Here is a 25,240-nt window from a genome sequence, read left to right as displayed (position 1 = left end):
AGCGGAAGACGGGATTCGAACCCGCGACCCCCACCATGGCAAGGTGATGTTCTACCACTGAACTACTTCCGCATGTATTCAATTAATGCCGACTAGACGATTCGAACGCCCGACCCTCTGATTACAAATCAGATGCTCTACCAACTGAGCTAAGTCGGCATAACTCTCGAGTGCGGGTGAAGGGACTCGAACCCCCACGCCTTACGGCGCTAGATCCTAAATCTAGTGCGTCTGCCAATTCCGCCACACCCGCAAAAATATTTAAAACTGGCAATGAGCCGTGACAGGCTCGAACTGTCGACCCTCTGATTAAAAGTCAGATGCTCTACCAACTGAGCTAACGGCTCAAATGGAGGTTACAGGGTTCGAACCTGTGACCCCCTGCTTGTAAGGCAGGTGCTCTCCCAGCTGAGCTAAACCTCCAAATGAAAAAGTGCGTGGCAACGTCCTACCCTCGCAGGGGGTGCTCCCCCAACTACTCTCGGCGCTAAGAAGCTTAACTTCTGTGTTCGACATGGGAACAGGTGTATCCTTCTTGCTATCGCCACCACACCACTTTCTGAGAACGTTGCGCTCTCAAAACTGGATATTCATTTCTTTGCCCTTAAACTAACACTACGTACATGCTACTTGGTTAAGTCCTCGACCGATTAGTATTGGTCCGCTCCATGCCTCACGGCACGTCCACTTCCAACCTATCTACCTGATCATCTCTCAGGGGTCTTACTTCCATAAAGGAATGGGAAATCTCATCTTGTGGGGGGCTTCACACTTAGATGCTTTCAGCGTTTATCCCGGCCATACTTAGCTACCCAGCGATGCGCCTGGCGGCACAACTGGTACACCAGCGGTATGTCCATTCCGGTCCTCTCGTACTAGGAACAGCTCCACTCAAATTTCCTACGCCCGCGACGGATAGGGACCGAACTGTCTCACGACGTTCTGAACCCAGCTCGCGTACCACTTTAATGGGCGAACAGCCCAACCCTTGGGACCAACTACAGCCCCAGGATGTGATGAGCCGACATCGAGGTGCCAAACCTCCCCGTCGATGTGGACTCTTGGGGGAGATAAGCCTGTTATCCCCAGGGTAGCTTTTATCCGTTGAGCGATGGCCCTTCCATACGGAACCACCGGATCACTAAGCCCGACTTTCGTCCCTGCTCGACCTGTAAGTCTCGCAGTCAAGCTCCCTTATGCCTTTACACGCTATGAATGATTTCCAACCATTCTGAGGGAACCTTTGGGCGCCTCCGTTACTTTTTAGGAGGCGACCGCCCCAGTCAAACTGCCCACCTGACACTGTCTCCCGCCACGCTAAGTGGCGCGGGTTAGAGGGTTCATACAGCAAGGGTAGTATCCCACCAATGCCTCCACCGAAACTAGCGTTCCGGCTTCAACGGCTCCTACCTATCCTGTACAAGCGGTACAAACACTCAATATCAAGCTACAGTAAAGCTCCATGGGGTCTTTCCGTCCTGTCGCGGGTAACCCGCATCTTCACGGGTATTATAATTTCACCGAGTCTCTCGTCGAGACAGTGCCCAGATCGTTACGCCTTTCGTGCGGGTCGGAACTTACCCGACAAGGAATTTCGCTACCTTAGGACCGTTATAGTTACGGCCGCCGTTTACTGGGGCTTCATTTCTGGGCTTCGTACCGAAGTACTAACTCATCCACTTAACCTTCCAGCACCGGGCAGGCGTCAGCCCCTATACGTCATCTTACGATTTAGCAGAGACCTGTGTTTTTGATAAACAGTCGCCTGGGCCTATTCACTGCGGCTGATCGTTAGATCAGCACCCCTTCTTCCGAAGTTACGGGGTCATTTTGCCGAGTTCCTTAACGAGAGTTCTCTCGCACACCTGAGGATACTCTCCTCGACTACCTGTGTCGGTTTGCGGTACGGGTAGTTTATTTCTCACTAGAAGCTTTTCTCGGCAGTGTGACATCAAGGACTTCGCTACTTAAATTCGCTCCCCATCACAACTTGTCCGTACAGGTGCAAGCATTTGACTCACACCAAGACTTATTGCTTGGCCGCACATTTCCAATCGTGCGGATCCTTTAGCCTCCTGCGTCCCTCCATCGTTCAAACAAAATAAACTAGTACAGGAATCTCAACCTGTTGGCCATCGCTTACGCCTTGCGGCCTCAGCTTAGGTCCCGACTAACCCTGGGAGGACGAGCCTTCCCCAGGAAACCTTAGTCATACGGTGGACAGGATTCTCACCTGTCTTTCGCTACTCATACCGGCATTCTCACTTCTAAGCGCTCCAGTTGTCCTCACGATCAACCTTCAACGCCCTTAGAACGCTCTCCTACCATGACCACATAAGTGGTCATCCACAGTTTCGGTATTATGTTTAGCCCCGGTACATTTTCGGCGCAGGGTCACTCGACTAGTGAGCTATTACGCACTCTTTAAATGGTGGCTGCTTCTGAGCCAACATCCTAGTTGTCTATGCAACCCCACATCCTTTTCCACTTAACATAAATTTGGGGACCTTAACTGGTGGTCTGGGCTGTTTCCCTTTCGACAATGGATCTTATCACTCACTGTCTGACTCCCGGATAATTCATCAATGGCATTCGGAGTTTATCTGAATTCAGTAACCCAAGACGGGCCCCTAGTCCAAACAGTGCTCTACCTCCATGATGGTCAATTCCGAGGCTAGCCCTAAAGCTATTTCGAAGAGAACCAGCTATCTCCAAGTTCGTTTGGAATTTCACCGCTACCCACACCTCATCCCAGCATTTTTCAACATACACGGGTTCGGTCCTCCAGTGTGTTTTACCACACCTTCAACCTGGACATGGGTAGGTCACTTGGTTTCGGGTCTACGTCTACATACTAAACGCCCTATTCAGACTCGCTTTCGCTATGGCTCCGCCTTATCAGCTTAACCTCGCATGCAAACGTAACTCGCCGGTTCATTCTACAAAAGGCACGCTATCACCCATTAACGGGCTCTAACTAATTGTAGGCACACGGTTTCAGGAACTGTTTCACTCCCCTTCCGGGGTTCTTTTCACCTTTCCCTCACGGTACTGGTCCACTATCGGTCACTAGGTAGTATTTAGCCTTGGGAGATGGTCCTCCCAGATTCCGACGGAATTTCACGTGTTCCGCCGTACTCAGGATCCTGAACGAAGAGCCGTTGATTTGACTTACGGGACTTTCACCCTGTTTTGTTCAGCATTCCAACTGACTCAGTTATCAACGACTTTGGTAACTCCAAAGTTCAGTCCTACAACCCCACAATGCAAGCATCATGGTTTGGGCTGTTCCCCGTTCGCTCGCCGCTACTTAGGGAATCGAATTTTCTTTCTGTTCCTGCAGGTACTGAGATGTTTCAGTTCCCCACGTTTACCTCTCATAAGCTATGTATTCACTTATGAGTAACCAACGACTAAGTTGGCTGGGTTCCCCCATTCGGAAATCTCCGGATCAAAGCTTACGTACAGCTCCCCGAAGCATATCGGTGTTAGTACCGTCCTTCATCGGCTCCTAGTGCCAAGGCATCCACCGTGCGCCCTTCTTAACTTAACCTACTTGATACCTAACGGTATCACGGTTAGAGTTTAGCGATTAAGAAATACTTTCTTAAAAAACTCTTTAAAACGCAGTGTTAATTCTCGGTTTATATATTACAAAGAAATTGAATATCCAGTTTTCAAAGTACAACGTTTAACAGCTCTCGCTGTTAATGGAGGATAACGGGATCGAACCGATGACCTCCTGCGTGCAAAGCAGGCGCTCTCCCATCTGAGCTAATCCCCCATATTAATTAGAAATGGGCCTAAATGGACTTGAACCATCGACCTCACGCTTATCAGGCGTGCGCTCTAACCAGCTGAGCTATAGGCCCAAAAAAAGCGTCCAATTAATATAAGTATGAGAGTAAACCTCTCAAAACTAAACAAAGTTTCAAAACAAATCGTGTAGGTTTCCGTAATTATTCCTTAGAAAGGAGGTGATCCAGCCGCAGGTTCTCCTACGGCTACCTTGTTACGACTTCACCCCAATCATCTGTCCCACCTTAGGCGGCTAGTTCCCTAAAAGGGTTACCCCACCGACTTCGGGTGTTACAAACTCTCATGGTGTGACGGGCGGTGTGTACAAGGCCCGGGAACGTATTCACCGCGGCGTGCTGATCCGCGATTACTAGCGATTCCGGCTTCATGTAGGCGAGTTGCAGCCTACAATCCGAACTGAGATCGGCTTTAAGAGATTAGCTTACCCTCGCGGGTTCGCAACTCGTTGTACCGACCATTGTAGCACGTGTGTAGCCCAGGTCATAAGGGGCATGCTGATTTGACGTCATCCCCACCTTCCTCCGGTTTGTCACCGGCAGTCTTACTAGAGTGCCCAACTAAATGCTGGCAACTAGTCATAAGGGTTGCGCTCGTTGCGGGACTTAACCCAACATCTCACGACACGAGCTGACGACAACCATGCACCACCTGTCACTTTGTCCCCGAAGGGAAAGCTGTATCTCTACAGTGGTCAAAGGATGTCAAGACCTGGTAAGGTTCTTCGCGTTGCTTCGAATTAAACCACATGCTCCACCGCTTGTGCGGGCCCCCGTCAATTCCTTTGAGTTTCAACCTTGCGGTCGTACTCCCCAGGCGGAATGCTTAATGCGTTAGCTGCAGCACTGAAGGGCGGAAACCCTCCAACACTTAGCATTCATCGTTTACGGTATGGACTACCAGGGTATCTAATCCTGTTCGCTCCCCATACTTTCGAGCCTCAGCGTCAGTTACAGACCAGACAGCCGCCTTCGCCACTGGTGTTCTTCCATATATCTACGCATTTCACCGCTACACATGGAGTTCCACTGTCCTCTTCTGCACTCAAGTTTTCCAGTTTCTAATGCACTTCTTCGGTTAAGCCGAAGGCTTTCACATCAGACTTAAAAAACCGCCTGCGCTCGCTTTACGCCCAATAAATCCGGACAACGCTTGCCACCTACGTATTACCGCGGCTGCTGGCACGTAGTTAGCCGTGGCTTTCTGGTTGGATACCGTCAAAGGACTAACAGTTACTCTAGTCCCTGTTCTTCTCCAACAACAGAGTTTTACGATCCTAAAACCTTCTTCACTCACGCGGCGTTGCTCCATCAGACTTTCGTCCATTGTGGAAGATTCCCTACTGCTGCCTCCCGTAGGAGTTTGGGCCGTGTCTCAGTCCCAATGTGGCCGATTACCCTCTCAGGTCGGCTACGTATCATTGTCTTGGTAAGCCGTTACCTTACCAACTAACTAATACGCCGCGGGTCCGTCCAAAAGTGACAGCCAAAGGCCGTCTTTTACATTCAGACCATGTGGTCTGAATGGTTATGCGGTATTAGCATCTGTTTCCAAATGTTATCCCCCACTTAAGGGTAGGTTACCCACGTGTTACTCACCCGTCCGCCACTCACGTCAATCAACGTCCACTGCAAGCAGCTTCGGTCGACGTCAGTGCGTTCGACTTGCATGTATTAGGCACGCCGCCAGCGTTCGTCCTGAGCCAGGATCAAACTCTCATATAAAATGAAAATTGATTGCTCAATTGATTTTGTTGCTAGCGAGTTATAATTCAAATTGAATTGACTTCGCAAATGTTTGCTTTATCTCGAACCAGTCCGAAGGCCGGTAAAAAATAAAGACCCTACACATTTGATTTGTCGAAACTTTGTTCAGTTTTCAAAGGTCTACCTTGTTGCTCAACACAACTTAATCAGTTTATCATGACGAGCCAAGCTTGTCAAGAACTTTTTTGAATAAATATTCAAAACGCTTATTTCCGATTTCGTTATGCCTTGTTAAATCAAGCTTTCCCTCTGCATCTTTATGCAAGTAGGAATGAATAACTCAACAAGTGACAACTTTATTAGTTTATCAAGTTAAGCAAGATCTGTCAACAAAAAGTTTTAAAAACTTTTTTCAACGACATGAGCTATAACTGACAACAACAAATACTATATCAACATTTCGCGGTAGCGTCAAGAATGAATTTATATGGCTCAAATAACCTATATCCGAACTTTTTAAGCTAGTTTTGCATAAAAAATCGGAATTAATCGTTTGCCAGAACCTGTAACTCTAATCAATGACTATTCACGATATAAAAAAACCGATAGATCATCAAGAATCTATCGGTTAAAATTTTATTTTTTTAATTCTGGTGCATCAGTTTGATATTCGCTCATCGTTGATTTACCGCCATTTTTGCTAACCAGACTAGTTGATTGCTTTTTATTCGCTTTTTTAAGCTGTTTTAAGGCTGCTGACTTCTTATAGTTATAAGCACCCTTAATGACCTTTTTAAAGCCCTCTGGTTGATAAAAACGTAGTAAATCACCGTTGATCACTTTGTCTGAAGCAGATAGCGTATTAGTGACGTAGTTTTGCATATCATCAATCGACTTTTTCTGCGCTGTTGTTAAATTTTTAAGTTGTTTACCCGTACTATCATAATAATCGCCATTATATTTTGTATAAGTTGGTGAAGCAAAATCACCATTACGGAAAGCTACCGTCTGTTTGCGATTAGTCGCTAATAAGTCGGTCCCAAATTGAATCGTATCCGAGTTCTTGACGCCTAATAAATTAAGCAACGTTGGTAAAACATCAATTTCACCACCATAAGTGTGGTTGATTCCACCCTTTAGCCCCGGCATATGGATCATAAATGGTACTTTCTGGAAATTAGCTAGATCATAGTTAGTGACCTTCTTTTTACCCAATAATTTAGCAATCGCAGGTTTATGGTTATTTGAAATCCCATAATGATCACCGTACAGAACCACCATACTGTTTTTATCCAACCCCGTTTTTTGCAGCCAAGTCATCAGTTCTCCAACCGCCTGATCCAGATACCGTGCTGTTTGCACATAAGAATCAACAGTTGAGTCGCCGGTATTGAACGGTTTAATCGACTCGTTCTGTGAATCGATCAGGTATGGGTAATGGTTGGTAACTGTGATCAATTTAGCATAGAACGGTTGTGGTAGTTGCTGGATATACTGTGCTGAATCCCGCAAGAAGATCTTATCTTTCATCCCATAGCCTAAGTTATAGCTAGACTTGTCGGCATTCGGGAAGAAAGACTTACTGAAGTAATAGTCATAGCCCCATGATTTATAGGTGTTATCCCGATTCCAAAAACTAGGCACATCACCATGAAAAGCTGCAGTTGTATAACCATTTTGACCTAAAATAGCTGGTGCGGCTTGGAACGTATTAGTTGTACCGTCCATAACCATCGCTGAGCCTTCTGGTAATCCATATAAACTATTTTCCAACATCATTTCTGCATCAGCCGTTTTTCCTTGGCCAACTTGATTATAGAAATTATCGAAGCTTAGCGTATCTGATGAATGATAGAGTTTGTCAATATTAGGCATGACTTCTTGGCCATCCCATTTGTAGTCGATCATGAATTGCTGCAGGCTTTCCAAATGAATAATGAAAACATTCTTGCCTTTAGCTACACCAGAGTATTCCACGTTCGGTGATACTCGATTCTTGGATAGAAAATTCTGTACACTGGTTAAATCAGAACTATCCGCATTAGCCTTGGTAGCATTATTCTGCGTCGTTTTGACCCCATCGTAAACGGTGTACGCCTCTAACCCAAGATATTTAACAATATAGTTATTATCAAAAGTGCGGGTCAACAAGCCTGAGCGATCAGTTTCCGCTAAGCTTAGATTAGCGCCAAACAGTAAGACCGCCAAACTAGAAACTAAAGCAGCGTAACGCAATTTAAATACTCTGGTATCCATCCGAATCACTTTGAAAGCTAACAAAATGATCAAGAAGATCACATCCGCAAAGACTAAAAAGTCAGTCGGATGAATGATTCCAGCAATACTTTGATTCAGGTTATTCGAAACGGCGCTAGAACCCTTCATCAAGTTAAACGTTAAAAAGTCAGAGAATTCACGATAATAGAGAATATTGGCAAATAGCCAAGTCGCCATAATGGCGTCGATCAGCAGCATAAACCAATATGATTTACGCCCGCGCATGTATAACGCTAGTCCTAGTAATAATACAGCAAATGGTAGCGGGTTAAACGCTAGCAGTAATTCCTGCATCCCGCCACTGACCCCTAAGCTGAATTTTGTTTTGTATGCAAAATATGATTTGATACTAAACAGTAAGACTGCGAGGATAAAGAAGCCAAGTCGTGTATTAAGTCCCGACCGCACTTTCTTTAAAGCTTGCCCCATAATGATTACTTACCTCCGTCACATAAAATACGATTCAAAGTCTCTTAAATCATACTGGATTTACTTGCGAAAAACAATTGCTGGTCACGAGCTTCACGAAATATTTAATATTGTTAACTGCTGAATGTTAAAAAAGCTCAGCTTATAGAACCTAGCCTAGCAAAATAATAAGCAGCGTTTGGATTGTGTAGCTATCCGGAATAAGCTACTCTTTGCCATGTTTACACTAAATCAGCAATAAAAATAATTTAGCGACAATTGACAAAACATTTCAATCGCCTATTTATCTGGTAACAAACAGCCGCCAACAAACCCATACTACATAAGTTTGCTGACGACTGTCGATTCGTTTTATTCGTTTGAAGACTAATTAGTCATCAAGCAGATCATAGATTTCCATCGCAATTAGATCAATATCATCGAACTCAAATTTTTGATGATTAGTTAATTCTTCTAACTCGTAAGTTTCTGTTTGTGGGTCAAAACTGACTAAACCACGTTCGGCACCATTTTTTTCAAAGCGGCGAGTCCGGACTTCATCGTCCGCAGAACCTTGCTGCATGGCTTCCAAACGACTGATGATCGCAACTAGCTGTGAGCTTTTCATGACGTGACTCCCTTCATTCGATCTTTACCCAATAATGATACCAGAAAATCGGGCCAAGTGAGCATTTCAGCGCCAGTTATTTCAAAAATATTAGTTTTTTTCGGTCAATAGCCTACTAAACCAACTTCTAGCGGTACCTTTTTCATGAAATTCTAATATTATCGAAGCCACTAATCAATTTCTTTCACTTTATCCGGCTTGACGACTAAAGCAAAGATGCCAATAAACATCCCTAAATAATAAGTCATAAACCGCCACAGGATCATCGCCAATACTAATTTACTATTTACCACAACAAAGGTCGCAAATAGCGCACGGAAGCTGATCTCTGCGCCTCCAGAACCGCCTGGGATCGGAAATAGTGAAATGATCATGACAATCATAATATGCATCACTAAAACTTCCATAAAGCTTGGCTGCAGCCCTAGGGCTAATAACACAAAATACGGCACGCTATAGTAAAAGATCAATTGAATAAAAGTCAGTATGCTAGCTTTGATCAACATGCCGGTTTGATTTTTGATGCGCAAACTTTCGCGATAAAAATTATCGATCTTAAGGTTTAAAGTTGCCTCTAACTTATTGACCCGTGACTCAGCCATTACCCAATGTAGTGGCCGTAACAATAATCGTACCAAGCCTTTGGTGAAATTGTACCAATACATGACCAGTAGTAGTCCCGTAATGACCGCCAAGTGAATCAGAAAACCAAAAACAACTAGCCAAGCCAGATAAGTGAACTTAGCCGCAACTAACTTAAAGCCAAAAACCAAGGTCAAGATGAAGTTGATCAACACCATTGCTTGAAAAACAATAAACTTCATCAATAGTAATGAACTAGCCCGGCCACCATCGACTCCCGATTGCATCAACGCCATCAACTGGGCCGGTTGCCCACCAGAAGAAAATGGCGTCAATGAATTAAATAGCTGCTCAACTAGCGGTATCCGCAACGCGTTTTTAAACGAAAAATGATCGACGCGCCCCTTTAGTAATAATTTAACGACAAAGGCTTCCATCAGCCAATAGAGGCCCATGCACCCAGCTGCTACCAATAACCACCACCAATTAAGTTGTGCAATTTCGCGTAATAATTGACTCAAACGCACCGTACGCAACTCGTAGGCAAAAATGCCACCGCCTAATAGCAACATCCCAATTAGGACTGCAATATTTTTTCGACTCATGGCTAGCCCTCTTTAGCCTGTTCAACGTAAAAACGATGCCAGATTTTCACCAAACGCTCTTCTGAATAATAATCAGCCGCCGCCTGAGCTTGTTGCTGCATATAAGCCAGTGAAGCGGGTTTTTCTCGCAGATCAGCGATTTTTTGATGCATATCGTCAACATCGGTAGCAGCAACGTAGTAACCGGCAATGATCGCACGATACAAAGATAGATCACGCAACAAGACTGGTGTCCCACAAGCAAAGCTTTCCAATACCGACATCGGGAACAACTCGTTGTAGGAAGGCAGCAAGAATAAGTCACTTAGATTATAAAAGTTCATCAGTTCCGACCGCTCGATGATCCCAGTAAATCGTAAATTTGCTGGGGGCGTATCAACGATTTTTTTGTAACGCTCATAACCGTCAGTCATTTTGCCAAAAGAAAAACCACCGGCCCAAATAAACTGAATATCGGGATTACGTCGAGCTAATTCGACAAAATCGTCAACCCCTTTGCGCTCTTGAATCTGTCCCGCACCGAGGATCACAAACTGATCAGCTGGAATCTGATAATGCTGCCGTAACGCCGTGATCTGTTCTGGTGATTGCGGATAAAACTCCTTACGCGACACAAAATTAGGAATATATGTAATTTTGTTAGCTGGAATTTGGTAGGCGATCAGCTTAGGAATAAAACTAGGATTAACCACCACTAAGTGATCCATCCGCCGATAAAAGGCGATCACATAATGATAAAAAATCCCTTTAAACGGCTGCGGAATCGTTAAACTACCTTCTAGCGTTTCCGGCAAAAAATGAACATAACCAATTTTACGGCCTCGGCGCCGGAAAAAAGTTGAGAGAAAAAACCGAAAATTGATCGTGTGGTAATGACTAATATCTGAACGACCATATTGATTAATGCTGACCTTAAATTCATTTTGAAAATGGCGTTGCAGTAGCTGGACTAACTCCATATAAGCACTACCAACGCCTTGTCCCTTGACCTTAGTGGCCGTAGAAAACATGTGTATGTCTAACATGCTAGTTATATCTCCAATTATAAAAGATTGCTGTTAATCGCTAACATCCGCGGAATCGCGGTGGCGTTCAGCGTAGTAAACCTGTGTATCTTGATAAAAACGAACTACTTGCTCGGCAAAATGCTCCGCCGAAATCGAGTAAAGCTTTTGTTGTCGTGGTGCTGGATCTGAGTAACTTTGTGGATGAGCTAAATAATTCAAAATCTGATGGACCATTTCCACTTGGCTTTCAAAGGTCGTGCCGATCGCTGGATCATCCAACAATTCATTAGTGTACGGACTGGCCGCTGCCACCGCCTTTAACCCACTGGCCATCGCTTCAACGTAAGTTAGCCCTTGCGATTCAGAGTGCGAAGCCGAAACGAATAGATCAGCCATGTGATAGTACGCTGATACATGATCATTGGGTACTTCACCCGTAAAAATAACATGATCAGCAATCCCTAATTGTTCCGCTTGTTGAGCTAAATCAGCCCGCGCCGGCCCATCACCAACGATCACTAATTGTACGGTGGGTTGTTTAACTAAAATTTGTGGTAACGCCGCGATAATCTCATGAATATTTTTCTCATATGCTACTCGACTAAGCGAGAGTAATACCGGTGTCTCCGGGCTGATACCTAACTTCTTACGGCACTCAACCGGAACTGGATTTTCATATTGCGAAATATCGATCCCCGTGGGAATGATGCGCATCGGTGATTTAACACCATAACTTTGTAATGTCGCTACGACACGCTCACTAGGTGCAATCACACCATACATATGATGTAAATAAGCGCGCATTGCCTGCTTAACGTGGTATGGCCGCAATAACTTCCCATTTAAAATATAATGAAGATAGTCTTGGTACATCGTGTGGTACGTATGCACGCACGGAATTTTTAAATTTTTAGCCACAAATTTACCGATATAGCCCATCGAAAATTCAGTCTGGGTATGGACGATATCAAGATCTAGATCACGTGCGACCTGATAAGCATGAAATAAGCCGCGTACCGCAATTCGCCGATCGGTAAAAGAAACAAAAGGAACGCTCGCAAATCGGAAAATATTCGGTTCAAATTCGTCCTTATCCACATGCGGATCGGTTGTTGTAAAAATGTAAACGGAGTGCCCTTCACGCTCAAGCTCATCACGAAGTGTCTTGATCGAAGTCGCAACCCCACTTACCTGTGGAAAGTATGTATCTGTAAATATACCAATGTTCACGCGCAATTTGCCTTCTTTCCAAACCAGTCTATTGGATTAATTATAGTGGGAATGCAACCAAAGCGCAAATAACAGCCACCTTAATCCCCCACTCCAATCAACGTTACCTAATTATAACCAAACAAAGCTAAAAAATAATCACACAAAAGTCTGAGTTTTTCCTCAGTAATCCGTCTAACAATAAGAAAAAAGCGTCAGCCCCTTCAGTCACCGGTCCGCAACAGCTTTCAATCCACAAAAAAAGCGCCGATTACTCGACGCTTCTGTACGTTAATTAAGCTTGTGTAACTGACTTAACTAATGCAATGACAGCTTCGTTGGTTTCCGCATCAGTTAATGCTTTATCCGCCAAAGCTTTCATATCATTAGTGTCCAATTGCCGCATTAAGCTACGAATCTTCAAGATTGAAGTTGCACTCATTGAATATTCGTCTAAGCCCATGCCTAACAATAATGGTACCATGATTGGGTCGCCAGCAGCTTCGCCACACATACCTGCCCATTTACCTTCAGCATGCGCTGCATCAATGATCCGCTTAACCAAACGTAAAATTGATGGGTTATAAGGTTGGTATAGGTAGGAAACATGTTCGTTACCCCGATCAGCAGCCATTGAATATTGGATCAAGTCGTTAGTACCAATACTGAAGAAATCAGCATACTTAGCTAACTTATCCGCAATAACAGCAGCTGCTGGAATTTCCATCATCATACCGACTTCGATCTTGTCGGCAACTGGTGTACCAGCTTTAACTAGCTTAGCCCGTTCTTCATCATAGATTGCACGCGCTTGCTTAAATTCACTAACGGTTGCGATCATAGGGAACATAATTGCTAAGTTACCGTAGTTAGATGCACGCAACAAAGCACGCAACTGTGTCCGGAAAATATCCTGACGATCAAGACTGATCCGAATTGCACGGTAACCCAAGAATGGGTTCATTTCTTCTGGTAATGGTAAATAAGGTAAATGCTTGTCCCCGCCGATATCCATTGTCCGGACAACGACTTGGTTACCATTCATCCCTTCGAGCGCTTTTTTATAAGCTTCGAATTGTTCATCTTCAGTTGGTAATTCTGCTGAATCCATATATAAGAATTCAGAACGGAATAAACCGACCGCTTCAGCACCATTATCAGTTGCACCAACAACATCATCAGGGGTACCAATATTAGCTGCCGTAATGAAATTCTTACCGTCTTTAGTGACAGTCCGTTCATTCTTTAGCTTTTCCCATTCAGCTTTTTGGGCCGCAAAGTCCTTAGCTGCTTGGTCATACTTAGCAATATCAGCATCTGATGGATCAAGTAAAGCGTCACCGGTATTACCATCAACAATAACCATCTGATCTTCATTCACAACTTCAGTCGCTTTTTCCGTCCCTACGATTGCAGGAATTTCCAATGAGCGTGCCATAATTGCTGAATGACTGGTCCGACCGCCTAAGTCAGTGATAAAACCTTTAACGTATTTACGATTTAATTGCGCAGTATCACTTGGTGTCAAATCATGCGCAATAATAACAACTTCTTCATCGATTAAAGCAGGATTAGGTAAAGTTACGCCTAATAAATGACTCATAACCCGCTTAGTTACATCGCGGATATCAGCTGCCCGTTCTTGCATATACGGGTTATCAGTCATTGCCTCAAACATTTCAACAAATTGTGTTGAAACGTCATGCAATACTTGTTCAGCATTGGTTTTATCATTTTTAATGCCGGTTTCAACTGCACCAACAAATTCTGGATCAGCCAAAATCATCATGTGTGCATCAAATACTTGAGCTTCTTCTTCACCTAAGCTTTTGACGGCAATATCACGAATCTTTTGTAGTTCTTCTGTTGAAGCTGTCACTGCCGCCTGTAAACGAGCAACTTCACCATCAACCGAGTCGATCGACTTTTTAGAAAATGATAAATCAGGTTGAACAAGCAAGTAGGCTTTTGCGCGAGCAATGCCGTCACTAGCAGCAATCCCTTTTAACATTTCCGTCATTAGTCTGATAAACCTTCCTTAGTCATTGTATCTGCAATTGCAGCAATGGCGTCTGCTTCGTCAGCACCTTCAGCTGAAATTGTAACGTCAGCATCTTTACCAACACCAAGTGACATAACACCCATGATGGACTTCAAGTTAACTGACTTGCCTTTATATTCCAAGTTGATATCTGAGTTAAATTTGCTTGCTGATTGTACTAACAATGTAGCTGGACGAGCATGAATACCTGTTTCAGCAATAATATGAAAATCGCGTTTTTCCATGATTGATCATTCTCCTTTAGCGTTTAAAAGTTATGTTAGGGTTTTCCTTTTAATCGACAACAAAACAAGGTCGCCCTTTCAACATTTAAGACTACCATTTTTCAACCGGTTCGACAACCTTTTTTGCCCATTTTCCGGCTTGTTACCGACGTTTTTGCTTGCAAACTGGTATGAAAATTGATATGTGACTACTGTTCAGTCCCTTTTTCAAAATGATAGATGACATCGCCACCACGCTGTGCTTCACCGACAATACTTTTCCGTTGTGGAAATTCCAACCAAGCACGCCGAAATGCGTAAAAATCAGCTTGTCTCACCTCGATCTGCTTACGTTCACCGGTTGCTAATTCTTTGATCTGGGTTAAATAATCGGTCATAATTTTTGCCTCATTTCCTTACCTATACTAAACTGACATTGTAAGCGAAATTTTTTAGTTGCGCAAATTAGCACTCAAAAATTTTTCTGCTAAAAAAGCGAGCCAAACACTTGTATTTCAGAAGTCGGGGGGTATAATACTGTTTGAAGGTCAAAGTTGGTCAAACGAATTTTGATCTTTTAGAATGAGCTACGATACAGAACTCGTACGAAAGGTTGTGAAGCGATCTATGCTGTGTCAAAATTGTCGCAAAAACGAGGCAACGATTCACTTGTACACAAATGTGAATGGCGCCCGTAAGCAAATCGATCTCTGCCAGAATTGTTATCAGCAATTAAAGCAGCAGCAAGGCGGCCAAGTGCGTAATGCAGGCCCTAGTGATCCTTTTGGCTTTAGTAATTTAGATGACATTTTCCGTGCTATGGGTCAAGGTGGCATGGATGCCAACCAGCAAATGGGTTTCGAACAAGGTCCGCAAACTCAAGCTGGACGTAATGGTGGTGGCCGTGGCAACAATAAAAACGGCGGTGGCTTGTTGGCTCAATTTGGGATCAATTTGACTAACCTTGCCCGCCAAGGTAAAGTCGATCCCGTTATCGGCCGGGACAAAGAAATTTCTCGTGTGATCGAGATCCTTAATCGGCGGACGAAAAATAACCCTGTTCTAATTGGCGAAGCTGGGGTTGGTAAAACAGCCGTTGTTGAAGGCCTAGCCCAAAAAATCGTTGCCGGTCAGGTACCACAAAAACTACAAAGTAAAGAAGTCATTCGTTTAGATGTTGTTTCTTTGGTTCAAGGCACTGGTATCCGTGGTCAATTTGAACAACGGATGCAACAATTAATGGATGAAGTCCGTAAAAATACGAATGTGATCCTCTTTATTGATGAAATTCATGAAATCATGGGTGCCGGTAACGCTGAAGGCGGTATGGATGCTGGTAATGTTTTGAAACCAGCTCTTGCCCGTGGAGATTTCCAATTAATGGGTGCCACGACGCTAAATGAATATCGTAAAATTGAAAAAGATTCCGCACTTGAACGGCGGTTCCAACCAGTTCGGGTCGATGAACCAACCGTTGAAGAAACGATTCAAATCCTGAAAGGTTTACAGAAGAAATATGAAGACTATCATCACGTTAAATATAGTGATGAAGCCATCGAAGCTGCTGCTAATCTTTCTAATCGCTACATCCAGGATCGTTACTTGCCAGATAAGGCCATTGACTTACTCGATGAAGCTGGTTCACGTAAGAACTTAACGATCGATACCGTTGATCCTAAAGTGATCAAGGAAAAAATGGATCAAGCAGAAGAACAAAAGCAACAAGCATTGAAACAAGAAGACTATGAAAAAGCGGCTTATTACCGTGACCAAGTCAACAAGTTAGAAAAAATGCAAAAAGACGACACGTCCACTGAAGAAACACCTGCAGTTAGTGTTAAAGACATGGAACAGATCGTTGAAGAAAAGACAAACATCCCTGTTGGTGAATTACGCAGTAAGGAACAAAAGCAACTCAAAACTCTAGCTTCTGATTTGGACAGTCATGTAATTGGCCAGACTGAAGCGGTTGATAAAGTTGCTCGGGCAATTCGGCGTAACCGGATTGGCTTCAATAAATCTGGCCGGCCAATTGGCTCCTTCCTCTTCGTTGGTCCAACTGGTGTCGGGAAAACAGAATTGGCTAAGCAATTAGCAGTTGAACTATTTGGTTCTGAGGATTCAATGATTCGCTTTGATATGAGTGAATATATGGAGAAATTCTCAGTGTCTAAATTAATCGGTTCACCTCCTGGCTATGTTGGTTACGAAGAAGCTGGTCAATTAACTGAACAGGTTCGGCGTAACCCATATAGTTTGGTCCTATTAGATGAAATCGAAAAAGCCCATCCTGATGTTATGCATATGTTCCTGCAGATTTTGGATGATGGTCGCTTGACCGATGCGCAAGGACGGACTGTTAGCTTCAAGGATACGATCATTATTATGACGTCTAATGCCGGTCAGGGCGACGCTGAAGCAAATGTTGGTTTCAGTGCCTCTGCTTCTGGCAACACGCATTCAATTTTGGATCAATTATCTAATTACTTCAAACCTGAATTCTTAAATCGATTCGACGATATTATTGAATTCAATGCGTTGAAGAAACAAGATTTGATTCAGATCGTTGATTTAATGTTGAACGATGTTAATCAGATGACCGCTGATCAAGGTTTGACGATTCACGTCACTCAACCAGCTAAAGAAAAATTAGTTGACTTAGGTTATAACCCTGCAATGGGGGCACGGCCATTACGGCGTGTGATCCAAGAACAAATCGAAGATCGAATCGCTGATTATTATTTGGATCATGCAGAGACCAAGTCGTTATCGGCTAACGTTAAGGATGATCAAATCGTAATTGGTCCCTACCAACCAACAGAACCAACACCAAAAACAGAAGATAAAAAAACTGACGACTAGCGCCAGTTGATTAAGAGAGTTGCGACATAAGTAATTTATGTCGCAACTCTTTTTTTATACTTCCAAACAATATAGCCAAAACGTGTGACATAAGGCAACTTTTTCCGCTTGCCATGTTTCTTGCGGCAAGTTTTTTACCACAAGAATGGTCAACGTCCGAAACATCAAGGATTTTCAGTATGAAAATCAACTGCTACTGTGAAGTAGTAGCTGGGCACCTTATATCACACTCCTTTTTTGTAAATAAAACTGATCGATTATGCTTTTATCGTGAATTTTATTTTGTTTTGGGTGAAATTCCACTATAATGTAAGTGTCATCATTATTTAGGTTCATCAGCGCTAAATATTAATAAAGGAAGTGCGCGTTAATGCAACTACAAGAGGTTACTACCGATTACGAAAACTTAGTTACTAGTCAATTAAATAATACCGATGCCACTAGTGTACAAATTTTTTCTTTGACCGATACATTAGTTATCTTTTCAAAAGCCCCTACCCACGACGAGATTCTATTAACGAATCGACAGCGTAACATTACTCCTGCAGAGATTGATTTTGTTCTTGAACAACTCGCACAACGGACACGAGCGGGGCTTAACGTGATCACTTCCGAAAAATTAGCCGAAATTTCATTAAATCACTAGTATTTTGAAATCTATTGCTAAGTTAGTTTATACCACTAACTCAGCCTGAACGTATTAAAAAAGCCAAGCAAAAAGAAAGATAGGAGGGTTAAATCAAGTGAACTTTTTAAAACGACTCAAAGCTTTCTTTAACCCTCAGCAGCAAGTTGCAACTGCACAGCTACCGATGGGACCAGATTATCAACCAATTGCGCGGCGGCGGCCAATTCTACTACCCTCACCAACTCGCCAAGCCTATCTGCCAATTTCAAGTCATCATCAACCTAGTATTCATGTTCAGCCCGATTCTTTTGTGATCGTTTTTTACTTTACAGAAACCGGTGAACGCTTAGCTAAACCACAGATTATTAGTGGCGTGCGCGGCCAAGCTTTCAAATTCACGGTCCATCAATTTGATGACTATTATATTAGCCGAATCGAAAATTATCATGGTTATTTTGTTTATCCACGGGCCATTATCCAGTTAATTTACGCTCAACAACCAGCGGCGCCAGTTATCGTTTTTCACTTTGACGAAAATCATCACTTACTGACACCACCAGAATATTTAGTTGGGCAGCTGGGGCAACATTATGAAACCCATTTTCTCGATTCGCAACTTTATCGCGTTCAACATGTGACTACCAATCAGGTAGGCCATTTCAGCGAACAAACACAAATCGTGACTTATTCTTATCGACCACGAGTCATTCGGTGGGCTAATCGTTACTTAACTGGCTTTGTGCGTCTAACGATGCCAGTTACCAGTTATCGTGAACCTGGTAAGGCAGCATTAGCACAACAGCTACCAACTAATACCATTTGGCGCGTTTACCAAAAAGTTCAAACCACCGATCGGCAAACTTGGTATGACTTAGGCGGACAATGGATCGCAACTGACCATACGGAACGTGTTGAATACTATCAGCAGCCAAAGCAGCAAGTAATTGCGGCCCCACTATTTCAACAAGCAGCGGTTATTCCGGGTTCACGGCGCGCGGTCGTCGATTTCATTCCACAGCGCTCCTTACGTACTTGGACACAGCCTTATGGCGATGCGGCGAATTACTTGCAACATGGGCAAATCGTCAACATCATTCATGGTTTGATCCTATCGAACAACAGTGTGTGGTATGAACTGGAGGATCATACTTGGCTTGAAGAACATTATCTACGTTTACTATCAGCCGGTCATGACTTCACATCGCCAATTAAACGACTGCAATAAAAAATCGTAACCTTTATAGGTGCACTAGGCCCTGTCAAGTTGACAGATGAAATAATAAAAAATTGAATCTGTTTCTAAGCGGCTTCATTCCAGTATTCATCTGGAGTGAGGCCGTTTCTTTGTGCCGAACGGTTGTGGTGATTAAAGTATTCAATACCTTCTTCAACCAGCTTCTCGAGTTCTTGAAGGGTCTTAGGCATCGGATGACGCTCCATCCAACGCAATTTAAACTCATTCCACCAACGTTCCATCGGCGCGTTATCGTATGGTGTGCCTGGACGAGACATACTGCGTATCACATCGTAACGGCCTAGAAAGTTGTTGAAGGCACCAGATGTATAAGCTGAGCCGCGATCCGTATGAATCAATGGATGAACGTCTCCAACACGATCAAATGCACGTTGAAACACTTCGATTTCCGCAGCTGAGGTTTCGGTAATGCTAAGGTTGTGTGCCAAGAGAAGGCGTCCATAGAGATCAAGAACGCCACTCAGTCGAATTTTGTATTCACCATTCGGGCCGAATCTCAATTCAGTCGAGTCGGACAACCAAACTTTGTTAGGCGCGTCCGTATCAAAATTTTGGTTTAAGACATTGTCTTGGACGTACTGCTCACTAGCTTTTTGACGACTGTGTTTCTTGACTCGAATCTGACACCTCAGTCCAAGCTCTCGCATCACACGCCGAACCATTTTATAGGTCACTTCAAACGTAATCGATTCATCATGCTGTAGATTCACTAAGAGATTCCCAGCACCGATGCTCTGATGATGGAAATCAAACCAGTATTGTATCCGTTCCTTGAGTTGACGATCACGAACTTCCCAAGCTGTTTCTTCACGCTTTAAGCCTTTGTAGTAAGCCTGCCGGCTTACGCCGACAACAGCTAATAACTTGGTAAGCGCACCGCGCTTGCCTTGACTGACCTCTTTGATTGCGACGTAGGCCAGTTGATGCTGTTTATTCACCCCTTGCGCTGAAGTTCCAGCAATTTTTTTGCGAATTGTTCCACCAATTCTTTATCTTTAAGCTCAGCTTCCAGCTGGCGGATGCGAAGATTTGCCTTATCGAGATCAGTCAATTCAGACTCGTCCCTGTGATGACCACGGTTATCGACGAGGGCCTCATAACCACCGTTCTTGGCCTTAAGCACCCAAGATCGTGCTTGCTGATAGGAGACTTGAAAGTGCTCTGCGGCCTCAGCGTATGAATGTTTATGTTTGACTACGTACTCAACGATTTCAATTCGTTCTTCGAAAGTTGTCTTCTTAGGCATAGTGGGGACCCGCTTTCTGGACGGCGATGCCGTCAAAGGTTTGTCCTCATTATACTTGGTAACCCAGTTTTGTGCTTGGGTAGCGTTACGCAGACCATATCTGTCCGCCAACTCACCAAATGTACCTTCTCCATTTAAGTACGCAAAGACAACTGTATGCTTCAGCTCCTTACTATAGTGAATATTCTTCTTTGCTTCTTGCAGACCTTCTAGACCATCTCTTTGATAACGTATCAACCAACTTCTAAGTGTATCTTTACCGATCCCATGCCGCCTTTCATAAGTAGCCCTAGGGAGCCCCGACTGCTGATAATCTTCAATTAAATTGAGCTTCTCGAGAACTGTGAACTTAGATCTGGACATACAAAAATCCCTCCATAATCATCAGATGAATTATTGTATTTCATCTAACAACCACAAAGGGATTATCGCAAGGCTACGATTTTTTATTATGCCCCGACAGTATCCGTAGACAGTTTTTCCGTTAATTTAATATCGGGATACTTCTGTTTGAACCAGCGCTCAGCAAATTGATTTTCAAACAAGAACAATGGTGCCCCACTACGATCACGTACCAAAAGGTTCCGTGACGAGGACATTTTCTCGTCTAATTGCTCAGGATCGATCCAACGGGCAATTTTTTCACCCATCGGTTCCATCACAACATCCGAATTATATTCATTCTTCATCCGAAATTGGAAGACTTCAAATTGCAATTGGCCGACGGCACCTAGTACATAATCATTGGTCGTATAGGTCCGGTAAAGTTGCACGGCACCTTCTTGAACCAATTGCTCCATTCCTTTGTGGAACGACTTCTGCTTCATCACGTTCTTGGCGGTAACCTTAACGAATAATTCCGGCGTAAATTGAGGTAAGTTTTCAAACTGGATATTTTGCTTACCGGTATAGATCGTATCGCCAATCTGGAAGTTCCCCGTATCATATAGACCAACAATATCGCCTGCCACTGCCGTTTCAACACTTTCACGGCTATCCGCCATAAACTCCGTTGAATTGGCCAAACGTAATTTACGCTGGGTCCGCTGTAACGTCACATCCATGCCGCGATCAAATTCACCGGAACAGATTCGAATAAAAGCAATCCGATCACGGTGATTAGGATTCATATTCGCCTGAATCTTAAAAACAAAACCGGAGAAGTTATCCGCAGTTGGTGCCACCATGTCACCTGCTTGTGTTTTATGTGCCGCTGGTGCTGGCGCATACTCTAAGTAGCTTTCCAGAAATGTTTTGACCCCAAAGTTGGTTAATGCGGAACCAAAGAAGACTGGTGTTTGTTCCCCACGGGCGACTTTATCTGCATCAAATTTATTACCGGCTTCCAGTAATAACTGAACGTTCTCCAACGCTTGCTGATAAATCGATTCCTTCTTCAACGGATGTTCACCAACAATCTGACCGTCTTCATCGACTGGTAAGTAACGCTGTCCGTTTGCGTCTTCATGGTATAACTCAACACGTTGTTTATGAATATCGTATAAACCTTCAAGGCCTTTTCCCATACCGATTGGCCAATTCATTGGAAATGCCTCGATATCCAATAATTCTTCTAATTCATCGATCAGATCCATAGGTTCACGACCATCACGATCTAATTTATTCATAAAAGTGAAAATTGGAATACCGCGCATCCGACAAACTTTAAATAACTTCTTTGTCTGTGGTTCGATTCCCTTAGCCGCATCAATTACCATCACCGCAGAATCGACGGCCATCAAAGTCCGATACGTATCTTCAGAGAAATCCTCATGCCCAGGCGTATCCAAAATATTGATCCGTTTACCTTGATAATCAAATTGCAAGACTGAACTGGTTACCGAGATCCCACGTTGCTTTTCGATCTCCATCCAATCAGATTTAGCGAATTGTCCTGATTTTTTACCCTTGACCGTACCCGCCTTACGAATGACGCCACCAAAAAGCAATAACTGCTCCGTGATCGTCGTTTTACCAGCATCAGGATGGGAGATAATTGCAAAAGTCCGCCGCCGGTCAACCGCCGTTGTTAATTCTTTTTTATCCATAATCGTTTCCTTCCATAAAAAATTCGAGTCAGCGACTCGAATTCTAGTTGTTTCACTCTTCTGCTTTTGCGGGGGTAGCCGGCTTATCTTCAGGTAAAGTCACCAACACCTCAAGTAAACGTGAACCTTCAACTGCCCCAGTTTGTAATTCAATGCCATTCGTTAATTTTAAAGTTAACTGCTCACCAAGATCAGGAATAGTGCCTAATTCAGCTAAGGTATAACCAGCAATCGTATCCACATCTGGACTATCAATTTCAGTAGCAAATAACTCATTAAAATCATCTAACGGCATATTTCCTTTAACGACATAATGCCGTGGATCAATCTGTCGGTACAAAACTTCGGCTTCATCAGTTTCATCATCAATCTCACCAACGATCTCTTCCAATAGATCCTCGATTGAAACTAAACCGACTAAACCACCGTATTCATCACGTAAAATACTCAATTGATTTTGTGTTTTCTTAAATTCATAAAGTAAACGGTCGATCATGATGGTTTCTGGAACAAACAATGGTTCTTGCATCACGTCAGCGATTTTGACATTAGCAAAACCGACTTGGTGGGCCCGCTGCAATAACTTCTTGATGTGGACGACACCAATCACTTTATCCTTATCACTACGATAGATCGGGATCCGTGAATAATTTTGCTCCAAGATTTGCTTGATATTAGCCGCATCGTCATCCTCAATATTTAACATAAAGGCATCCGTCCGTGGCACCATCACCTCACGTGCCATTTTATCCTGCATATCGATAATGCCTTCAAACATTTGAAATTCATCGGCTTCGATCGCACCAGATTTAGAACCGTGCTCGATCATTTCAATCATTTCTTCACGGCTTAACTCACGCTTGACCTCATTATGAAATGGTAAGCCCAGCAAACGTGCCAATCCCCGCGTAATGAATAATAGCAACCACGACCACGGCTGTAAAATACGTTGCAAGCTTAAAATGATGCCACTATAGCGTTTAGCTAGTTGCTCAGGATTGTGTAACGCAATTTGCTGCGGTAATAAATTGGCAATCACCAATAATAGCAAAATAGCGAACACAAAAATGACGAGCCACACAACGACCATACCCGTTCCCGTTATTGGCAACCAAGTGCGAACTAAGTTAAAAAGCGTCACACTGGCAATCAATTCGGTGCCCACCGTAAAACTGCGTAATGCCACCAAAACAGTCGCCTGTCGTTGCAGTAATTTTAAAACACGGGCAGCTTTATTATCACCCGTTTTTGCTTCCTCGTCTAAGCGCTGCGTTGATACGTCAGTCATTAAAAATGCTAACGTTGCAAACAACAAACTTAAAACTAAACAAACAATTAATACGATCAACTGTCCCCATATATGACTATCCGGGTCAGAACTCATCGACACATCCACTCCGATCACTTCATCTATTGTCAAATCTTAGCATGAAACCCGGTATTTTTCAATTTTCCCTTGTTAATTATTACTTATAACTGATCATGACTTTTCGGTGACACTTCCGCAATTTTGGCTTGTTCACGCAATTGGTAAATTCCCCAGAAATATTGCACGACGGTTTTGACGATGGCGTAAAACGGAATGGCTAATATCATTCCCAGCAAGCCAGCAATATTACCAGCTACTAACAACAATACAATGATTGTCAGCGGATGGATCGACAGCGTGCGCCCGATCACATTGGGGTAAACAAAGTTACCATCGATCTGCTGAACAACAACGACGATCACCACAACTAAAATTACCATCATTGGCGAAACCGTCACCGCAATGATCAATGCGGGTGCAATACCAAAATACGGACCAACATACGGCATAATATTGCACAAACCGGCAATAAAACCAAGTAAGAAACTATAAGGCATCCCGACCAATAGGTAACCAAGAAAAGTAAAGACGCCAACAAACAAACATTCAATCAGTTGGCCGGCGATATACGAGGAGATCGTGTCGCCCATTTTTAACAACAGATCAGTAGCTTCAGCTCGATACTTTGCCGGAAGTAGCCGCTGCACATTAGGAATCAAGCGATGTCCATCCTTCAACATATAAAACAGCATCACCGGAATTGTGATTGCAGTCACCGCAACACTAGTCACCGTCCCAACAACTGAACCGATACTACTGGTGAAATATTTTAACAGAGATTGCATGATACTGCTAAACGAAAGGTTCATATCGGTGATTGCTTTTTCCAGATCCACCTTTTTTAAAAGCGGGTTCTTCATCAAGCTTTTAGCTAGATGTTCCATATCTTTCGCAACCGTTGGTAAATTACTCAGTAACTGGGTGATTTGATTGACCAAGTTAGGGATCACCGCCCAGATGATCAAAGCCAAACCGCCAAAGAAAATGACGAATACGATCAAAATTGCCCAATTACGAGAAATTTTCAGATGGCCTAACAACTTGACCAGTGGATTAAATAGATAAAATAAAAATCCCGAGATCAGGATCGGTACAAATAAGGTGGCAATAAATGTGCCAATCGGTGAAAAAATGAAGCCGATCTTTGTACACATGAAAATTAAAGTCGCCACGATCAACAATTCTAGTGACCAAAACATCAGCCGTGAATGACGAATCTGTTCAAACATCAGCAAAGCTCCTTATCCATTAAATTTAAATTTGGGTTAATCAATGGTTAGCGTGAGTGTTAAAACCACGTAAAGTTTAACCGGTAGCTAACGCTAGACT

16 protein-coding genes, 7 tRNA genes and 3 rRNA genes are annotated in these 25,240 nt (G+C 43.4%); 3 read left to right on the top strand and 23 right to left on the bottom strand.

What is annotated here, in order from left to right; translation table 11 throughout:
• The 18 genes from LC20001_RS03425 to LC20001_RS03340 form a co-directional block, all read right to left on the bottom strand.
• Window positions 1–72: transfer RNA gene (locus LC20001_RS03425), tRNA-Gly, on the bottom strand.
• Window positions 73–86: 14 nt separating this feature from the next.
• Window positions 87–159 (bottom strand) — tRNA-Thr (locus LC20001_RS03420).
• Window positions 160–171: 12 nt separating this feature from the next.
• Window positions 172–253: transfer RNA gene (locus tag LC20001_RS03415), tRNA-Leu, on the bottom strand.
• A gap of 21 nt (window positions 254–274) precedes the next feature.
• Window positions 275–347: transfer RNA gene (locus tag LC20001_RS03410), tRNA-Lys, on the bottom strand.
• Between the two features lie 3 nt (window positions 348–350).
• A tRNA-Val gene (locus tag LC20001_RS03405) sits at window positions 351–423 on the bottom strand.
• A gap of 12 nt (window positions 424–435) precedes the next feature.
• A 5S ribosomal RNA gene (rrf, locus tag LC20001_RS03400) occupies window positions 436–552 on the bottom strand.
• A gap of 78 nt (window positions 553–630) precedes the next feature.
• Window positions 631–3,553: ribosomal RNA gene (locus LC20001_RS03395) — 23S ribosomal RNA — on the bottom strand.
• A gap of 158 nt (window positions 3,554–3,711) precedes the next feature.
• Window positions 3,712–3,784, bottom strand: a tRNA-Ala gene (locus tag LC20001_RS03390).
• A 14-nt stretch (window positions 3,785–3,798) separates the two neighbouring features.
• Window positions 3,799–3,872: transfer RNA gene (locus LC20001_RS03385), tRNA-Ile, on the bottom strand.
• Window positions 3,873–3,970: 98 nt separating this feature from the next.
• Window positions 3,971–5,540, bottom strand: a 16S ribosomal RNA gene (locus LC20001_RS03380).
• Together the 16S, 23S and 5S rRNA genes with 7 tRNA genes alongside form the textbook arrangement of a ribosomal RNA operon.
• Before the next feature lie 618 nt (window positions 5,541–6,158).
• Window positions 6,159–8,228 (bottom strand): LTA synthase family protein, encoded by a 2,070-nt coding sequence (locus tag LC20001_RS03375; RefSeq protein ID WP_056943314.1) that lies wholly within the window; start codon window positions 8,226–8,228, stop codon window positions 6,159–6,161.
• Window positions 8,229–8,598: 370 nt separating this feature from the next.
• Window positions 8,599–8,835, bottom strand: coding sequence for a YkuJ family protein (locus LC20001_RS03370; protein WP_010010930.1), 237 nt, complete (start codon window positions 8,833–8,835; stop codon window positions 8,599–8,601).
• 170 nt (window positions 8,836–9,005) lie between these two features.
• A complete protein-coding gene (locus LC20001_RS03365) occupies window positions 9,006–10,022 on the bottom strand; it encodes a lysylphosphatidylglycerol synthase transmembrane domain-containing protein (RefSeq protein WP_010010929.1) in 1,017 nt (338 codons plus the stop codon).
• Window positions 10,023–10,024: 2 nt separating this feature from the next.
• Complete coding sequence (locus tag LC20001_RS03360; RefSeq protein ID WP_010010928.1) at window positions 10,025–11,047, bottom strand: glycosyltransferase family 4 protein; 1,023 nt, start codon at window positions 11,045–11,047, stop codon at window positions 10,025–10,027.
• 33 nt (window positions 11,048–11,080) lie between these two features.
• Entirely contained in the window at window positions 11,081–12,259 is a 1,179-nt protein-coding gene (locus LC20001_RS03355; RefSeq protein ID WP_010010927.1) for a glycosyltransferase family 4 protein, read from the bottom strand.
• A 274-nt stretch (window positions 12,260–12,533) separates the two neighbouring features.
• Window positions 12,534–14,258, bottom strand: a complete 1,725-nt coding sequence (gene ptsP, locus LC20001_RS03350) for a phosphoenolpyruvate--protein phosphotransferase (protein WP_010010925.1) — start codon at window positions 14,256–14,258, stop codon at window positions 12,534–12,536.
• The gene (locus LC20001_RS03345) at window positions 14,258–14,524 is read right to left on the bottom strand and encodes a phosphocarrier protein HPr (RefSeq protein ID WP_003677166.1); all 267 of its coding nucleotides are present in this window, start codon (window positions 14,522–14,524) and stop codon (window positions 14,258–14,260) included. The genes ptsP and LC20001_RS03345 overlap by 1 nt, the downstream gene beginning before the upstream one ends.
• Window positions 14,525–14,712: 188 nt before the next feature.
• On the bottom strand, window positions 14,713–14,901 hold the full coding sequence (locus LC20001_RS03340; RefSeq protein WP_010010924.1) for a protein YkzS: 189 nt from the start codon (window positions 14,899–14,901) through the stop codon (window positions 14,713–14,715).
• Window positions 14,902–15,130: 229 nt separating this feature from the next.
• Between LC20001_RS03340 and LC20001_RS03335 the strand changes: the two genes are divergently transcribed.
• From LC20001_RS03335 to LC20001_RS03325, 3 genes are all read left to right on the top strand, one after another.
• Window positions 15,131–17,365: an ATP-dependent Clp protease ATP-binding subunit gene (locus tag LC20001_RS03335; protein ID WP_029507742.1), complete on the top strand. Its 2,235-nt coding sequence runs from the start codon at window positions 15,131–15,133 to the stop codon at window positions 17,363–17,365.
• A gap of 370 nt (window positions 17,366–17,735) precedes the next feature.
• Entirely contained in the window at window positions 17,736–18,011 is a 276-nt protein-coding gene (locus LC20001_RS03330; RefSeq protein WP_010010922.1) for a DUF1827 family protein, read from the top strand.
• Window positions 18,012–18,108: 97 nt separating this feature from the next.
• A complete protein-coding gene (locus LC20001_RS03325; RefSeq protein WP_010010921.1) occupies window positions 18,109–19,218 on the top strand; it encodes a MucBP domain-containing protein in 1,110 nt (369 codons plus the stop codon).
• A 74-nt stretch (window positions 19,219–19,292) separates the two neighbouring features.
• On the opposite strand, the gene LC20001_RS03320 is transcribed toward LC20001_RS03325, so the two are convergent.
• From LC20001_RS03320 to LC20001_RS03300, 5 genes are all read right to left on the bottom strand, one after another.
• Window positions 19,293–20,186, bottom strand: a complete 894-nt coding sequence (locus tag LC20001_RS03320; protein WP_035456720.1) for an IS3 family transposase — start codon at window positions 20,184–20,186, stop codon at window positions 19,293–19,295.
• Entirely contained in the window at window positions 20,183–20,857 is a 675-nt protein-coding gene (locus LC20001_RS03315; protein WP_035456673.1) for a helix-turn-helix domain-containing protein, read from the bottom strand. The genes LC20001_RS03320 and LC20001_RS03315 overlap by 4 nt, the downstream gene beginning before the upstream one ends.
• An 86-nt stretch (window positions 20,858–20,943) precedes the next feature.
• On the bottom strand, window positions 20,944–22,542 hold the full coding sequence (locus LC20001_RS03310; RefSeq protein WP_010010918.1) for a peptide chain release factor 3: 1,599 nt from the start codon (window positions 22,540–22,542) through the stop codon (window positions 20,944–20,946).
• A 52-nt stretch (window positions 22,543–22,594) separates the two neighbouring features.
• Window positions 22,595–23,926, bottom strand: coding sequence for a hemolysin family protein (locus LC20001_RS03305; RefSeq protein WP_010010917.1), 1,332 nt, complete (start codon window positions 23,924–23,926; stop codon window positions 22,595–22,597).
• 86 nt (window positions 23,927–24,012) lie between these two features.
• Entirely contained in the window at window positions 24,013–25,140 is a 1,128-nt protein-coding gene (locus LC20001_RS03300; RefSeq protein ID WP_010010916.1) for an AI-2E family transporter, read from the bottom strand.
• Window positions 25,141–25,240: the final 100 nt, after the last annotated feature.

The sequence above is a fragment of the Loigolactobacillus coryniformis subsp. coryniformis KCTC 3167 = DSM 20001 genome (assembly GCF_002706425.1).
Classification (GTDB): Bacteria; Bacillota; Bacilli; order Lactobacillales; family Lactobacillaceae; genus Loigolactobacillus; species Loigolactobacillus coryniformis.
Note: the sequence above shows the minus strand (reverse complement) of the source record. Positions and strands in the feature narration are given on the sequence as shown.

Coding starts and splice junctions, on each gene's coding strand:
- LC20001_RS03370 (WP_010010930.1), bottom strand. CDS start 8,835: ATGAAAAGCTCACAGCTAGTTGCGATCATCAGTCGTTTGGAAGCCATG.
- LC20001_RS03335 (WP_029507742.1), top strand. CDS start 15,131: ATGCTGTGTCAAAATTGTCGCAAAAACGAGGCAACGATTCACTTGTAC.
- LC20001_RS03315 (WP_035456673.1), bottom strand. CDS start 20,857: ATGTCCAGATCTAAGTTCACAGTTCTCGAGAAGCTCAATTTAATTGAA.
- LC20001_RS03360 (WP_010010928.1), bottom strand. CDS start 11,047: ATGTTAGACATACACATGTTTTCTACGGCCACTAAGGTCAAGGGACAA.
- LC20001_RS03330 (WP_010010922.1), top strand. CDS start 17,736: ATGCAACTACAAGAGGTTACTACCGATTACGAAAACTTAGTTACTAGT.
- LC20001_RS03305 (WP_010010917.1), bottom strand. CDS start 23,926: ATGAGTTCTGACCCGGATAGTCATATATGGGGACAGTTGATCGTATTA.
- LC20001_RS03375 (WP_056943314.1), bottom strand. CDS start 8,228: ATGGGGCAAGCTTTAAAGAAAGTGCGGTCGGGACTTAATACACGACTT.
- LC20001_RS03365 (WP_010010929.1), bottom strand. CDS start 10,022: ATGAGTCGAAAAAATATTGCAGTCCTAATTGGGATGTTGCTATTAGGC.
- LC20001_RS03310 (WP_010010918.1), bottom strand. CDS start 22,542: ATGGATAAAAAAGAATTAACAACGGCGGTTGACCGGCGGCGGACTTTT.
- LC20001_RS03345 (WP_003677166.1), bottom strand. CDS start 14,524: ATGGAAAAACGCGATTTTCATATTATTGCTGAAACAGGTATTCATGCT.
- LC20001_RS03300 (WP_010010916.1), bottom strand. CDS start 25,140: ATGTTTGAACAGATTCGTCATTCACGGCTGATGTTTTGGTCACTAGAA.
- LC20001_RS03340 (WP_010010924.1), bottom strand. CDS start 14,901: ATGACCGATTATTTAACCCAGATCAAAGAATTAGCAACCGGTGAACGT.
- ptsP (WP_010010925.1), bottom strand. CDS start 14,258: ATGACGGAAATGTTAAAAGGGATTGCTGCTAGTGACGGCATTGCTCGC.